Below are 12,645 nucleotides of genomic sequence, written 5' to 3'. Positions count from 1 at the left end.
GGTCAGGATTCGAGACTGATGCGCAATCCACCGGCGATGGCAAACGGTGCCAGTGTCACCGCCAGCACCAGCATGGCGGCGAGAAAATACAGTGGTGCGGCAGCCGGTTCACCCAGCGCCGCACGCTCGCCGGCGGCGGCGCCAAAAATCAACACCGGCACGGTGAGCGGCAACACCAGAATCGGCAACAGCATGCCGCTGCGCCGCAAGCCCACCGTGAGTGCAGCGCCGATCGCACCCAGAAAACTCAGCACCGGTGTGCCCAGCAATAAACCCAGCACCAGAGTTCCCAGGGCGCCGGTCGGATAGCCCAGCATGAGCGCCAGCAGCGCGGCCAAAATCACCAGCGGCAGACCGGTGACCAGCCAGTGGGTGAATACGCGCAGTAATACCAGTCCTTCGAGCGGGGCGGGACTCAGCAGCGTTTGTTCAAGGCTGCTATCCTCGTAATCGTTCTTGAACAAACTATCCTGGCCAATCAGGCTCGCCAGCAATGCCGCCACCCAGATCACTCCGGGTGCCAGGCGACACAGCAGTGCCGGCTCGGATCCCACTGCCAGCGGAAACAGCGCGGTGACAATTATAAAGAAGATGGCCGGCGTCGCGAGTTCGCCGCGGCGCCGATAGGCCAGACGCAGATCCCGCTGCACCAGCGCTGCGACATTCATGCCGACCCGTCCAAGGTCAGGGTCTGCACAGGCCTCGGCGCCAGCTGCAGAGGCTGATGCGTGGCAAACACCGCCAGGCCGCCCATGGACAGATGTCGGTCGAGCATCGCATGCAACAATCCCGTGCCGGCGATGTCCAGGCTGGCAAGCGGCTCATCCAGAAACCACAAAGGCACTTGCGCCAAAAGCAGACGCGCCAGCGCCGCGCGCCGCCGCTGCCCCATGGACAGTGCGCCACACGGCATGTCCGCGCAGGCGTGCAAATTCACTTGCGCCAGCGTGCTGTCTATGTCGGCACTCGGCGGTGCATGCCGCAGCGCGCACGCCGCAGCCAGATTCTCGCGTGGACTCAGCCCCAGTTTCACGCCGTTGCTGTGCCCAAGATAGCCGATGGCCGCGCGGTAGGTCGCCCCGCTGCGACGCAGGGGCTCGCCTTGCCACAACACCTCGCCGGCGTCACAGCGGCCGAGACCGGCGAGCACGCGAATCAGACTGGTCTTGCCCGCACCGTTCGATCCCTGCACGTGCAGCGCCTCGCCGGCATGCAATTCGAAACTCAGGTCGCGGCACAGACAGCGATCGCCGCGCCAGACGGCGACGCCGCATGCCGACAGTGTGAGCGGTGTGGTCGTCGGTCCGGACATGGGAACTCAGTGGCGCCCGGGCGCCAGCGTGTCAACAATTTGCATGCGAATTAGCAACTTGGGTCAATGAGAGCGGGCTCATTATGGCTCAATTTGCCAGTCCCAATCCGCCAATTTGTGCCAGGAGGTTGCGTCCACCCGCGCCTTCGGTAACCCAATGCAGCCCGTGAGCTGCCCGCGTCATTCTGGGAAGCCATTGTTGGAGAACAACCACATTGGATGCGGGTGGCAGGGCTTTATTTCCGATGTCGAAATTGTACCCCGGCGACTGCCGGACTTGCTTGCCAATCCGGCGTACGACGGGTTCGCTAGTCTGATGCAGTCACGGGCAACAGGCACACAGGCACGTCGCCGCTACCAAAATTCGGCTTGATGTAGATCAAGGCTTCGGGCACCGGGCCGGAACAGATTGCCGTCCGACGGTCAATCCGTAAGGGCGCGTCATACCACCATGGCGTTGCGATTTCCCGGCGCTGCACTGACGGCGTACAATAAGTGCAACGAAGAATATGAGTACGGATGAAGACATCATCCGCGGGCTCATCGAGCGGCGCGGACCGGAAGCCGCACACCAATATGCGCAGCAGACGCTGAGGATTTACCGCCGTGCGGTCCTGAACCCGAGGCACTTTGCCTCGACCCCGCAGTACCGGAGGGCATTCATCGTGTCATACCTGTTCTACAAGCATTATCTGCGCAGTCCCGCGCTGCCGGGCCGCGGCGGCGGAACACCCAAGGCACGGCCTTCCTCCCCGGCGATCCCGCCCACGCGCAAACCCAGCATCGAGGAATGCGAGCGCATGATTGACGAGCAGCTGGCCGGCTCGTTTCCCGCCAGCGATCCCCCCTCCTGGACACTCGGCGGCTCGGTCGCCAGCACCCACCGGCCACATTGAGACACCAAGCATGTCCGCACGTTTTCCCTCGGTCTCCGACAACATTCTCGACGCGATTGGCGACACGCCGCTGCTCAAAATTGACGGCATCTACTGCAAGATTGAATTCCTGAACCCCTCGGGCTCGATCAAGGCGCGCATCGCCAAGTACATGATCGAGAAAGCCGAGCGCGACGGTCTGCTGCACCCGGGCGACACCATCGTCGAGGCCACCAGCGGCAACACCGGCAATGCCCTGTCGCTGGTGGCGGCGGTCAAGGGCTATCGCATGCTCGTGGTCATGCCGGAAGGCATGTCGAGCGAACGCGTGGCGATTTCGCGCGCCTATGGCGCCGAAATCCTGTTCAGCGGCCATTTCCACGTGAACGATGCCCTGAAACGCGCTGGCGAACTCGGGAAGCAGCCGGGCTATTTCTGCCCGCACCAGTTCGAATCGGAATGGAACGTGGAGGAAAACCGCGTGCTTCTGGGTCCGGAGATTCTCGCCCAATTGCCCCAGGGCACCGTGCCGGATGCGCTGGTCATGGGCGTAGGCACCGGCGGCACGCTGGTGGGCGTCGGCCAGGCGTTGCGCGCGGTCAATCCCAAGGTACGGCTGTTCGCCATGGAACCGACCGAATCGCGCACCCTGCTGTGCGGCGAGATCGGCGCACACCAGATCGAGGGCATTTCCGACGGCTTCGTGCCGGGCATCTTCGCGCGCCATCGCGAACTCGTGAACGAAGTGCTGAGCATTTCCAGCAGCGAGGCGGTGGACGCGATGCGCAAGCTGGCCTGCGAGCACGGCCTGTTCTGCGGACCGAGTTCGGGGGCGCACCTGCTCGCCGCCAAACGCGTACGCAAGCAATACCCCGAACTCAAGACCGTCGTCACGCTGTTCTGTGACAAGGGCGAAAAATACCTGAACGAATATTTCATGCAGCCGGACGCCAAGCCCGTCACGCCCGCGCATTTCACCTGAAGGAGCCCACACTTGAACATCAACGACGTCATTCCGCGCAACCTCGGCATGAATCCGAATTCGCGCGTGCACCCGGGGAAAGTGTGGCCCCGGCCCGAAGGCGCGACGCACGTCAAGGAATTCCACATCTACCGCTACGATCCGGACAACGGCGAACCGCCGCGCCTCGACACCTATTTCGTGGACCTGGACAAGTGCGGGCCGATGGTGCTCGACGCGCTCATCAAGATCAAGAATGAAATCGACAGCACGCTCACCTTCCGCCGTTCCTGCCGCGAAGGCGTGTGCGGCAGCTGCGCCATGAACATGCACGGCACCAACTGGCTGGCCTGCACGCGCGCGATCCGCGATATCCCGGACGCGGTGGAGATCTACCCGCTGAACAGCATGCCGGTGATCAAGGACCTGGTGCCGGATCAGACGCACGCCTTCGCGCAGTACGAATCCATCGAACCCTGGCTCAAGACCAGCACGCCGCCACCGGATCGCGAACGCCTGCAGTCACCCGAGGAGCGCGCGCGGCTCGACGGCTACTACGAGTGCATCCTGTGTTTCTGCTGCACCGGCGGCTGTCCGAGCTGGTGGTGGAACGGCGACCGCTTCATGGGTCCGGCGGTGCTGCTGCAGGCCTACCGTGCATTCGTGGACAGCCGCGACGAAGCCAGCGGGGAACGCCTCGATTATTTGCAGGACCCTTTCAAGCTTTACCGTTGCCACACGATCCTGAACTGCACGCGCACCTGCCCCAAGGGCTTGAACCCAGGGCACGCGATCGCGGAGCTCAAGAAGCTGATGGTGGAACGCGAGCACTGACGCAACACGGGCTCCGCCCGGAGGAGGCCGACCATGCCAGATATCAAACTCAAGCGCGTGTACCTGCCGGCCGCGCGCACCGACGGTTATCGCATTCTCGTGGATCGCGTCTGGCCACGCGGCGTCACCAAGACCAAAGCCAGGGTGGACGAATGGCTGCGCGACGTGGCGCCCAGTGACGCGCTGCGCAAGTGGTTCGGCCACGACCGCGAAAGATGGCCGGAATTCAAGCGCCGCTACCTGAAAGAAATCGGCGCCAACCGTGAAGCCACGCAAAAACTCGTGGACGCGATCAAGGCGCATCCCAATTTCACGATCCTGTTCGGCGCGCACGACGAGGCATGCAACCAGGCGGTGGTGCTGGCCATTTACCTGAAGCGCCGCCTCGGGCGTTGAGCCCGTTAATTCATTGCAAGGAGAATCTTATGTCCCAATCTCTGTACCCAGAATCCACTCCCGACATCGCTGCCAAACGCAAGGCACTCGCGCCAAAGCAGTTGGAAGCTTTCCACGCATTCAGCAAGGCGGTGTTTGCCGCCGGCGCGTTGCCGGAGAAAACCAAGCAGCTCATCGCCGTGGCCGTAGCCCACACCACGCAGTGCCCCTATTGCATCCACGGACACACGCGCGCCGCTCTGCGCACGGGCGCCACGCAAGAAGAGATCATGGAAGCCATCTGGGTGGCATCCGAAATGCGCGCCGGAGCCGCCTACGCACACTCGGCACTGGCGATAGACGAAATGGCCCACGCGGCGGCTCACGCCTGAAGTACGGGCGCGGCTTATTCGGCCGCGGTACGCCCGATTTCCACGCGCCAGGCCGTCGGGCCCTGCTCCAGGTATTTCCAGGAGAACTTGCCGGTGTGTTCGGCTTCGAACTGGTAGTACAGGGGCTTGGGATCGTGATCGTTCACCAGCACGAACCGGTCGCCGGTGCCGAGATGGTCGTAGGTTTCGAAAATCTTGCGGTGACGCTCCATCGGAATCAGGCTGCGCACATCGAGAATCTTGGCTTCGGACATCGTGGTCTCCTCGTTGACTTTGGGGTGAGTGGATTGGGTAAGTGCGTGCAACACGCCGTTCAGGCGTTCGGCTTCACGCGCATGCGTATGGCGCAGGACTGACCACGCGGCCGCCGCAATATTGCAGGCCGTGTTGCGCTGCGGCACGCCGCATTCGCCGAGTGCCAGCAGCGCGCGCAGCAACTGGCGATTGAGCGCCTGCAGCGCGGCATGATCGCCCGGCTCCGGATCAGTCATCGCCGTCGTCCGCGATCTCGAAATACGCCTTGGCGACCGGCGTCATTTTCTTCGGCGACCACGGCGGCTCCCAGACGAGCGTGATGTCCACGTTCTCGACGCCGGGAATGCGCTGACCGCGGTCTTTGACGCCCGCCATGATGTAATCCTGTGCCGGACAACCCGGCGTGGTCATGGTCATGGTGACCTGAACGCTGTGATCCACCACTTCCAGGCCGTAAATCAGGCCGATGTCCACGATGTTGTAGCCGAGTTCCGGGTCAATGACATCGTGCATGGCATCGAGCACGCTTTCGCGGCTCGGGCCTGCGGGCGTTTGCTCGTCGGTCACATTTCAACCCGCACGCCGGATCAGCAGGCGCACAAAATCCGCCTGCTTGTCCGTGTGGATCAGCGCGCCGCGCGCCTCAAGTTCCGGATACAGGAATACCGGGTCGCGTTCGTTGATGGCTTCCAACACGGCGCCCGGAGCCAGATGCTCGAGCGCGTCGAGTATGCGCACCAGCGGCTCCGGCGGTTGCAGACCGCGGTTGTCGAGATGCGTGCACGGTGCCGGCCAACCTTCGGTGCTGGTGACGGCGGTGGTGGATTTGGGTTTATTCGTCTTGGTTTTGGGTTTGGCGGCACCCGGGGTAAACAGCATTTCCCAATCTCCCGCGCTCAGGCGCTTGGCGCTGTGCCCGAAGCCTTTGCGCGCGAGCACTGCGTACAGCGGCAACGGCTCAAAGGTCGCAAGCAGACGCAAGGCCTGTCCCGGGCTGAGCTTGTCCACGGCCTCGAGAATGTGCGGCAGCGGCTCGCCGCCGCAGCACAATTCGTCGCGTACGTCCAGCAACAAAGGTTCAAGGATGCTCATCGTGTGAGGCTCCATATTTGTCTGTAATGGGGGAGATCATGGCCGGTCCTTTGGCCGCGTGCGGATTGGCGACCGCCGGTATTCCGGTCATGAAAGGCGGCAGCTTCGGCGCAACCTGCGGCTTGCGCGCCGCGTAATAGCCGCGCCAGGCGCGCCAGTACTCGAGCATCAGCCCGAGCGTGGCGATCACGCCCAGCCCGATACCGGCGCGGAAAACATAGAACTCGCCGCTGAAGGCCGCGAGTACGGCCAGCGATATGCCGATGAAATAAATGATGAACCACGGATAGCCGCGGCCTTCGTTCACGAGATCCTGCACGCGCGGCACCGGCCCGCGCCCGAGCTTCTGGCCGAAGCGGCCAAGCCAGGCCAGAAACGGCACAATCTTGTAAAGCTGCGTGAGCCCCAGTCCGCTCAGCCAGCCGAATACCGCCAGGAACACGAAGACCGCCGCATCGCTGGCCAACCTCCCCAATCCGGCCAGCACCAGCGCCATCACCACGCAGGCTCCGAGCAGTGCGAACGCGCCCACTGCTGCCTTGTTGTGCAGCTCGAGCACCGTGCGCCGGCGCGTGCGATAAATACGCGCCATGTCCCAGAGATAAATGCCGATGCCCGCTGCAACCAGCAGGTATCCGGCGTATTCCACGCCCTGCAGTACGCGCGATGGCAACCAGATGTGCAGCAGGCCGAAAATCAGCGCCAAGGCAAACCCCACGGCCGCGAGGTCATGCACCAGTTCGCCGGCCAAGCCGCGCTCCTCGGGTGCGAGCGTGAACATCGGCACGAGCTTGTAGGTCACCCCCATGGCCGTGAGCGTGAACCAGCCACCCAGGCCCGCGAGCGCATGCAAGCTGACGCCATTAGCCAGCAGCACGCCCAAGCGCCCCGACAACGCCGGAACGCTGATGGCGAGCGCAAACAGCAGCCCGAGTGTGATCGTGGCAAGCAGAAACACCAGGCCGGTGAGTACCATGCGGCCCGGCAAGGTCAGCGGTCGCGCCTTGAGGAGCGGCACGCCGAGGTCGTAACAGGCCAGCAGCACGCCGGCGATGACCAGAGCGCCGCCGACCGGCAGGCAACGGACGATCGGCGCCGCACCCAAACCCATGCCGATGAATCCGCAGATCATGAGCAACAAACCGGCTTCGATGGCGCCCAGCGTCGCCAGCTCCAGGTGCTGGCTCGGCAACACATTCGATGTAATTACCGGGATGAACTGGAACAACGCACCCAACATCAGCAGCAGCAGCCAGCCGATGGTGAGCAAGTGCACCGCCACCAGCGTGCCGGGCGCGGATACCGGCTGCATAGGCCAGCTTGCACCGGAAAGAATCACGCCCTGCGCGGCCAGGAAATTCACCAATGCACAGGCAAAGAACACCAGTGTCCAGCGTGACAGACGGTTGCTTATCATTACTCGCCGTCCCCGCACGCCTCACTCGCGGTCATCGCAGACTTCAATGACTTCGCCGCGCACGCGCACCGGAAAGCTGTGCACGCCCTCGTGGGCCGGCGCCTTGAGCGCCGCGCCGGTACGGATGGAGAATTCCGCGAGATGCCGCGGGCACACCGCACGCTCGCCTTCCACCCAGCCGCCCGAAATGTCGCCGCCGTCATGCGTGCAGATGTCTTCGATGGCAAAGTACTCGCCGCTCAGGTTGAACACCGCGACATCGGAACCGTTGAGCGTGATGACTTTGGATTTGTGGTCGGGAATTTCGCCGAGCTGCGCGGCCGCGATCCACTGTGACATGCCAACCCCTCCTGTGCTGCGGTTGCCAGGCACTTTAAGCGCCGCTGCACGCGCCTGCCTTGATGTGCATCAAGGCTCACAACCCGCACTGCGCCTAGGCTGGCGCGCGTTGCACGTTTGCACGAGGAGGCCAGCGCCATGCTGGACGATGGCGTGAATGAACCGACCTGCGGCCGTACAAAGCTGATCACCGCGCGGGATACGCCGGCGGTCAGCCACGGCCTGCTTGCCACGTCGGCGCATGCACCAGCGCGCGCGTGCTGCAACAAGGTGTTGCCGGTCTCAATGCAGGCGCACGCGGATCACCGCCGGATCATCCTTGTGATCCAGCATCAGACGACGCACGCGCTCCTGCCACAGGCGGCGGAATTCGCCGATCTCCGACGGATCAGCGCTTCCACCCAGACACAGCGGCAGCAATTCCCGCACGCGCGCATCCATGGGCACCGGCGACAGGTCCGCGGACACCTCCACGCACGCACCGCCGTCGGCACGCGTGAAACTCATTTCCGCGTTCGGTTCCGCATCGAAGGCCAGAAGCTCGCAGCGCTTGAACCGGCCGCCGATGCCCTTGAATCCTCCATCTCCGGCCGCGCCGGTAATCAGGCTGGCCACGTTGGCCGTGACGCCGACCGTGCCCTGGTACTGCGCGCCGCTGACCGCAACCCGGATGTCACCGCGCATCGGCACCTCGTCCGCATAGAGTGCGTTAAGCGCAGCGCGCGTCATGAGGAACGCCGCCGCGACCGTCGGGCAGGAATGTCCGGCCAGCGCGACCACGTTTGCGTAACGATATTCCATGAGACCGCCCTGCATGGCGCCGAGGAACTTGGCCAGCGGATCGCGCATCGTGATTACCGGCGCAGCATCGAAAAATTCGGGATAGCGCATCATCGGCCCGACTCCTGCCCGCACCGGGGCACATCAAACTGTGGGAAGCTCCTTGTAGGCCACAGCAGCGCCGTGCGCATTGATTTGCATCAAGCCGCTCTCCCCCGCACTATGCACGCATGATCATCGAATCGCTGCTCGACACCGATCTCTACAAGCTCACGATGATGCAGGCGGTGTTGCACCGCTTTCCGGCCGCCGAAGTCGAATACCGCTTCCGCTGCCGCAACGCACCCGGCAAGCTCGCCGCACACGCGGCGCGCATCCGTGACGAGATCGTCGCGCTCTGTCGCCTGCGGTTCACGCCGCAGGAGCTCGCCTACCTGCGCAACCTGCGCTACATGAAAAAGGATTTCGTCGACATCCTGCGCATCTTCCAGCTGCAGCAGGACCACGTCAGCGTGAGCATCGAGAACGGTGCTCTGGAAATCGTGATCCGCGGTCCGTGGCTGCACACCATCCTGTTCGAAGTGCCGGTGCTCGCGATCCTGAGCGAGGTGTACGCCGAGTCCCGGCGTGACGCGCACACCCTGGAGGAAGGCCGCGCCCGCCTGGAGGCGAAGATCGCGCTGCTGCGCGCTCATCCCGGGCATGCGGCATTCCGCTTCAGCGAGTTCGGCACCCGCCGGCGCTACGCGCGCGACTGGCAGCGCAGCGTGGTGCAGCGCCTGGCCGCCGCGCTGCCCGTAAATCTCGCCGGTACCAGCAACGTGCTGCTGGCCAAAGAGCTGGGCCTGACTCCCATTGGTACCATGGGCCACGAGTTCCTGCAGGCCTGCCAGGCGCTGGGACCGCGGCTCGTTGACAGCAAGCGCTTCGCGCTCGAAAGCTGGGAGCAGGAGTACCGCGGAGATCTCGGCATCGCGCTCAGCGACGTCATCGGACTGGCGGCTTTCCTGCGGGACTTCGACCTGTACTTCTGCGAGCTGTTCGACGGTGTGCGTCACGATTCCGGCGACCCATTTGCGTGGGGTGAAAAGATGCTGGAGCATTACCACGCAATGCGCGTTGACCCGTTGACCAGGATGTTGGTATTCACCGATGCGCTGGACTTCGCCAAGGCACTGCGCATCTTCGAACGTTTTCACGCCCGCGTGCGCCTGGGCTTCGGGATCGGCACGCACCTCAGCAATGACATGGGCTTTGCGCCGCCCGACATGATCATTAAAATGACGCGCTGCAACGGGCAGGCCGTGGCCAAGATCAGCGACGATCCCGCCAAGACCCTGTGCACCGACCCCGGTTATCTTGCCTATCTCAGGAAGGTTTTCGCCGCGTGAGTATCCCCGCCCCTGCCGCGCGCAGCGTGAGCGCAAAGCCCATCCTGCAGCAACCGTTCCGGCCGCTGTTCCTGTGTGCCGCGCTCGCGGCTTCGCTCGGCATTTTCACCTGGGCGCTGTTCCTGCACCTCGGATGGTTGCCGGCCAGTTCCCTGCCGCCGCTCGCGTGGCACGGTCACGAATTGCTGTTCGGTTTCGCGGGTGCGCTGGTGGCGGGGTTCCTGCTCACGGCCGTGGCCGAATGGACCAAACTGCCGACGTTCACGCCCAAGTCACTGCTGTTGCTGGTAGCGGTATGGATCGCGGCACGCGTGCTGTTCCTGCTGCCCGCACGCGTACCTTACGCGCTCACGGCATTCCTGGACTGCGCGTTCTTCGGCCTGCTGCTGCTCATGGTGGCGCGACCGATCCTCAAGAGCCGCAACCGCCGCAATTATTTCGTGATCGGGCTGCTGTCGGCGTTCACGCTCGCGGACGTGACGTTTCATCTCAGCGTCGCCGACATGATCCACGTGGCGGAACGCAGCGTGCTGTACTGGGTGATCGACCTGTTCACGGTATTGATGCTCAGCATCGGTGGACGCGTGATTCCGTTCTTCACGTCACGGCGCTTGAGCAACACTACGGTGCGGCGTTACCGCTGGCTGGACTGGAGCGTGAATGCCGGCGCGGCGGTACTGGTATTGCTCGATATTTTGCTGCCAGCTTCCATGACGCTGGGTGCAGTATCGGTGGCAATGGCACTGCTGGTATTGCTGCGCGGGTGGCTGTGGCAACCGTGGAAAACCTGGCGCGAGCCGATGCTGTGGGTACTTCACCTGGGTTATTTATGGCTGGCGGCGGGACTTGCGTTGCGCGGCGTCGCACTGCTCTCCTCCGCACTTCCCGAAATCACCGCGTTGCACGCCATCACCGTAGGCGCGCTCGGCTCGCTCTCCATCGGCATGATGACGCGCGTGGCGCTCGGCCACACCGGACATGCAATGGCCGCCGGCCCGTTCATGGCTACGGCGTTCGCGCTGGTGAGCGTGGCGGCGATACTGCGCCTGATCAACACGCCCGGGCTGTTACCCATCGCGGGCGTGCTCTGGGCATTGGCCTTTGCGATTTATTTCCTGCGTTTTCTGCCGGTGATGTTCGCACCGCGGCTGAACTAGGCGCTCCGCGACCTTCGCGCCGTCCCTGCGCGGTGGATAAGCTGCAGCGAGAAGCCTATTATCTGATTGCCACCTGAGCATGACATGGAGAGTCAGCATGAAAACCACAGCGCTTGTAATCGCCACATCGGGCGCACTCGCGTGCCTGGCAATCATGCCCATCGGCGCACCGGCCGCTGAGCCTGAAGCTCCGTCGGAAACGATTTACGCCGCCCAACTGCGTACACTCAACAGTGAAATCGCCGGTACGGCCGCAACCGGCATCGCACATTTCAGGGTCCGCGGTGACAAGCTCACCATCCGTATCGTGTTGCAGGGTGTGCCGTCCCGCATCGAACACTGGCAACACTTGCACGGGTTCACGGACAGTCGTGCCGCGAGCTGTCCGATAGGCCCGGCCGGGCTCGCAAACGTGGATACCAACCATGACGGCATCATAGATCTCATCGAGACCATGCCCGGTTCAGGCACCACCCTGGTGCCGCTCAACGCCAAACCAGTGACCATGGACATCGCGGCCAACACATATCCGCAGGCGTCGGCCCATGGCACCTATACCTACAAGGAGACGCTGTCGCTGAAAGCCCTGCAGGCCGCGTTTGCCAAGTCATTCAACGGTGCCAGCCTGGACCTCGATCGCCTAGTGGTGTACGTGCACGGCGTGCCGGCCGACACCCGGCTACCGTCTACGGTGGCGTCGCTCGGAGCCGTTCCGGCACACGTGACCCTGCCGATTGACTGCGGCAAGCTCAAACGCGCTTCAGGCTGATTGGGGAACATGGCGCGACGACGGCTGACCGCCATCGGACCCAAGGGGGTCAATTGCCTGCCTGGCCGCTGCTGGCCGATGCTGCGCTGTAAACGTGGTAGGTGGGGCTTTGGGCAAATTGCGCCGGCGGGTGCCACATGAGCTGACCGTACCACCCGGCCCAGCCCACGATGATGAGCAGCATCACCCACACCCACACGGGAATGGAGGAATGGGTCTCGGCGCGCTCCGGCTCGAAGGGCTCGTCGGCGCTGAAGGCATTCACGCCGAGTTCGATGATGCCGTGATGGATGCTGTTTGGTGCCAGCCCGGTCACCGCAAGGCCCGGACCGTTGTCCACCTTGAACGGAATCTCGCGCACCGATACTTTGCCGGTGACATCGCTGACCCGGACCGTGATGCGATGATTGCCGTCCACCAGTGTATAGGTGTTGAGCCGCACGCGTGTCGGCAAGGGCTGCTCGGCAATCGGCACCGGATTGTCGTCCACGTAAATCTGGACCTGTGCGCGCCGGCGCTCGCGTAATGGTTCATCAGTCATCGTCGAGTACTCCGTACTTGGGGTGATGACTGTCACGTTCGCCCGGGCGGATCAGGAGCCAGATGGCATACACGTAACAACCCAGGGTAATCAACCCGCCCCCGGCCAGAATAATTATATTGCCGATCAGCGGTCCCATCAGATGATGTTCCATG

Annotated in this window: 18 protein-coding genes; 8 read left to right on the top strand and 10 right to left on the bottom strand. The window is 63.4% G+C overall.

The annotated features are described in order from the left end of the window. Nucleotides 1–2: 2 nt before the first annotated feature. Together ccmB and ccmA are read right to left on the bottom strand one after the other, a co-directional pair. The gene (ccmB, locus tag VJR90_05065) at nt 3–668 is read right to left on the bottom strand and encodes a heme exporter protein CcmB (GenBank protein ID HKV96846.1); all 666 of its coding nucleotides are present in this window, start codon (nt 666–668) and stop codon (nt 3–5) included. Continuing rightward, nucleotides 665–1,312: a cytochrome c biogenesis heme-transporting ATPase CcmA gene (gene ccmA / locus VJR90_05060; GenBank protein HKV96845.1), complete on the bottom strand. Its 648-nt coding sequence runs from the start codon at nt 1,310–1,312 to the stop codon at nt 665–667. Before ccmA ends, ccmB begins: the two co-directional genes overlap by 4 nt. A 509-nt stretch (nt 1,313–1,821) precedes the next feature. Here ccmA and VJR90_05055 point away from each other — a divergent pair. The 5 genes from VJR90_05055 to VJR90_05035 are packed head-to-tail and all read left to right on the top strand — an operon-like array spanning nt 1,822 to nt 4,749. Beyond that, complete coding sequence (locus tag VJR90_05055; protein ID HKV96844.1) at nt 1,822–2,208, top strand: hypothetical protein; 387 nt, start codon at nt 1,822–1,824, stop codon at nt 2,206–2,208. A 10-nt stretch (nt 2,209–2,218) separates the two neighbouring features. Further along, nucleotides 2,219–3,169, top strand: a complete 951-nt coding sequence (locus tag VJR90_05050; GenBank protein HKV96843.1) for a cysteine synthase family protein — start codon at nt 2,219–2,221, stop codon at nt 3,167–3,169. A 48-nt stretch (nt 3,170–3,217) separates the two neighbouring features. After that, nucleotides 3,218–3,982 carry a succinate dehydrogenase iron-sulfur subunit gene (locus tag VJR90_05045; GenBank protein ID HKV96842.1) on the top strand — a complete coding sequence of 255 codons (765 nt, stop codon included), beginning with the start codon at nt 3,218–3,220 and terminating at the stop codon, nt 3,980–3,982. Between the two features lie 42 nt (nt 3,983–4,024). After that, a complete protein-coding gene (locus VJR90_05040) occupies nt 4,025–4,378 on the top strand; it encodes a DUF488 family protein (GenBank protein ID HKV96841.1) in 354 nt (117 codons plus the stop codon). A gap of 29 nt (nt 4,379–4,407) precedes the next feature. Further along, complete coding sequence (locus VJR90_05035) at nt 4,408–4,749, top strand: carboxymuconolactone decarboxylase family protein (protein ID HKV96840.1); 342 nt, start codon at nt 4,408–4,410, stop codon at nt 4,747–4,749. A gap of 14 nt (nt 4,750–4,763) precedes the next feature. Here the strand turns inward: VJR90_05035 and VJR90_05030 are convergent, their stop codons facing one another. From VJR90_05030 to VJR90_05005, 6 genes are all read right to left on the bottom strand, one after another. Continuing rightward, the gene (locus VJR90_05030; GenBank protein HKV96839.1) at nt 4,764–5,240 is read right to left on the bottom strand and encodes a DUF2249 domain-containing protein; all 477 of its coding nucleotides are present in this window, start codon (nt 5,238–5,240) and stop codon (nt 4,764–4,766) included. Continuing rightward, complete coding sequence (locus VJR90_05025; GenBank protein ID HKV96838.1) at nt 5,233–5,571, bottom strand: metal-sulfur cluster assembly factor; 339 nt, start codon at nt 5,569–5,571, stop codon at nt 5,233–5,235. The genes VJR90_05030 and VJR90_05025 overlap by 8 nt, the downstream gene beginning before the upstream one ends. Nucleotides 5,572–5,574: 3 nt before the next feature. Further along, a complete protein-coding gene (locus VJR90_05020) occupies nt 5,575–6,096 on the bottom strand; it encodes a DUF2249 domain-containing protein (GenBank protein ID HKV96837.1) in 522 nt (173 codons plus the stop codon). Continuing rightward, nucleotides 6,083–7,513 carry a hypothetical protein gene (locus VJR90_05015; GenBank protein ID HKV96836.1) on the bottom strand — a complete coding sequence of 477 codons (1,431 nt, stop codon included), beginning with the start codon at nt 7,511–7,513 and terminating at the stop codon, nt 6,083–6,085. The genes VJR90_05020 and VJR90_05015 overlap by 14 nt, the downstream gene beginning before the upstream one ends. A gap of 21 nt (nt 7,514–7,534) precedes the next feature. Continuing rightward, nucleotides 7,535–7,852: a non-heme iron oxygenase ferredoxin subunit gene (locus VJR90_05010; GenBank protein ID HKV96835.1), complete on the bottom strand. Its 318-nt coding sequence runs from the start codon at nt 7,850–7,852 to the stop codon at nt 7,535–7,537. Between the two features lie 282 nt (nt 7,853–8,134). After that, complete coding sequence (locus VJR90_05005; protein ID HKV96834.1) at nt 8,135–8,743, bottom strand: hypothetical protein; 609 nt, start codon at nt 8,741–8,743, stop codon at nt 8,135–8,137. Nucleotides 8,744–8,862: 119 nt separating this feature from the next. Here VJR90_05005 and pncB point away from each other — a divergent pair, with 119 nt between their 5' ends. From pncB to VJR90_04990, 3 genes are all read left to right on the top strand, one after another. Beyond that, on the top strand, nt 8,863–10,023 hold the full coding sequence (pncB, locus tag VJR90_05000) for a nicotinate phosphoribosyltransferase (GenBank protein HKV96833.1): 1,161 nt from the start codon (nt 8,863–8,865) through the stop codon (nt 10,021–10,023). Beyond that, nucleotides 10,020–11,180 carry an NnrS family protein gene (locus VJR90_04995; protein HKV96832.1) on the top strand — a complete coding sequence of 387 codons (1,161 nt, stop codon included), beginning with the start codon at nt 10,020–10,022 and terminating at the stop codon, nt 11,178–11,180. Before pncB ends, VJR90_04995 begins: the two co-directional genes overlap by 4 nt. Before the next feature lie 97 nt (nt 11,181–11,277). After that, the gene (locus VJR90_04990; protein ID HKV96831.1) at nt 11,278–11,949 is read left to right on the top strand and encodes a hypothetical protein; all 672 of its coding nucleotides are present in this window, start codon (nt 11,278–11,280) and stop codon (nt 11,947–11,949) included. Nucleotides 11,950–11,998: 49 nt separating this feature from the next. Here the strand turns inward: VJR90_04990 and VJR90_04985 are convergent, their stop codons facing one another. Together VJR90_04985 and VJR90_04980 are read right to left on the bottom strand one after the other, a co-directional pair. Then, nucleotides 11,999–12,490 carry a cytochrome C gene (locus VJR90_04985; protein HKV96830.1) on the bottom strand — a complete coding sequence of 164 codons (492 nt, stop codon included), beginning with the start codon at nt 12,488–12,490 and terminating at the stop codon, nt 11,999–12,001. Then, the gene (locus tag VJR90_04980; GenBank protein ID HKV96829.1) at nt 12,483–12,644 is read right to left on the bottom strand and encodes a hypothetical protein; all 162 of its coding nucleotides are present in this window, start codon (nt 12,642–12,644) and stop codon (nt 12,483–12,485) included. The genes VJR90_04985 and VJR90_04980 overlap by 8 nt, the downstream gene beginning before the upstream one ends. Nucleotide 12,645: the final 1 nt, after the last annotated feature.

This window comes from Gammaproteobacteria bacterium, from assembly GCA_035279405.1.
Lineage (GTDB): Bacteria > Pseudomonadota > Gammaproteobacteria > Natronospirales > REEB76 > REEB76.
The sequence above is the reverse complement of the archived record's forward strand: the minus strand, read 5'-3'. Positions and strand labels throughout refer to the sequence as shown.

What these genes read in the sequence shown, in the direction of transcription:
- VJR90_05050 (HKV96843.1), top strand. Translation starts at nt 2,219, where the DNA reads ATGTCCGCACGTTTTCCCTCGGTCTCCGACAACATTCTCGACGCGATT.
- VJR90_04980 (HKV96829.1), bottom strand. Translation starts at nt 12,644, where the DNA reads ATGGAACATCATCTGATGGGACCGCTGATCGGCAATATAATTATTCTG.
- VJR90_05010 (HKV96835.1), bottom strand. Translation starts at nt 7,852, where the DNA reads ATGTCACAGTGGATCGCGGCCGCGCAGCTCGGCGAAATTCCCGACCAC.
- VJR90_05035 (HKV96840.1), top strand. Translation starts at nt 4,408, where the DNA reads ATGTCCCAATCTCTGTACCCAGAATCCACTCCCGACATCGCTGCCAAA.
- pncB (HKV96833.1), top strand. Translation starts at nt 8,863, where the DNA reads ATGATCATCGAATCGCTGCTCGACACCGATCTCTACAAGCTCACGATG.
- ccmB (HKV96846.1), bottom strand. Translation starts at nt 668, where the DNA reads ATGAATGTCGCAGCGCTGGTGCAGCGGGATCTGCGTCTGGCCTATCGG.
- VJR90_05005 (HKV96834.1), bottom strand. Translation starts at nt 8,743, where the DNA reads ATGCGCTATCCCGAATTTTTCGATGCTGCGCCGGTAATCACGATGCGC.
- VJR90_04990 (HKV96831.1), top strand. Translation starts at nt 11,278, where the DNA reads ATGAAAACCACAGCGCTTGTAATCGCCACATCGGGCGCACTCGCGTGC.
- VJR90_05030 (HKV96839.1), bottom strand. Translation starts at nt 5,240, where the DNA reads ATGACTGATCCGGAGCCGGGCGATCATGCCGCGCTGCAGGCGCTCAAT.
- VJR90_05055 (HKV96844.1), top strand. Translation starts at nt 1,822, where the DNA reads ATGAGTACGGATGAAGACATCATCCGCGGGCTCATCGAGCGGCGCGGA.
- VJR90_04985 (HKV96830.1), bottom strand. Translation starts at nt 12,490, where the DNA reads ATGACTGATGAACCATTACGCGAGCGCCGGCGCGCACAGGTCCAGATT.
- ccmA (HKV96845.1), bottom strand. Translation starts at nt 1,312, where the DNA reads ATGTCCGGACCGACGACCACACCGCTCACACTGTCGGCATGCGGCGTC.
- VJR90_05015 (HKV96836.1), bottom strand. Translation starts at nt 7,513, where the DNA reads ATGATAAGCAACCGTCTGTCACGCTGGACACTGGTGTTCTTTGCCTGT.
- VJR90_05020 (HKV96837.1), bottom strand. Translation starts at nt 6,096, where the DNA reads ATGAGCATCCTTGAACCTTTGTTGCTGGACGTACGCGACGAATTGTGC.
- VJR90_05045 (HKV96842.1), top strand. Translation starts at nt 3,218, where the DNA reads ATGAATCCGAATTCGCGCGTGCACCCGGGGAAAGTGTGGCCCCGGCCC.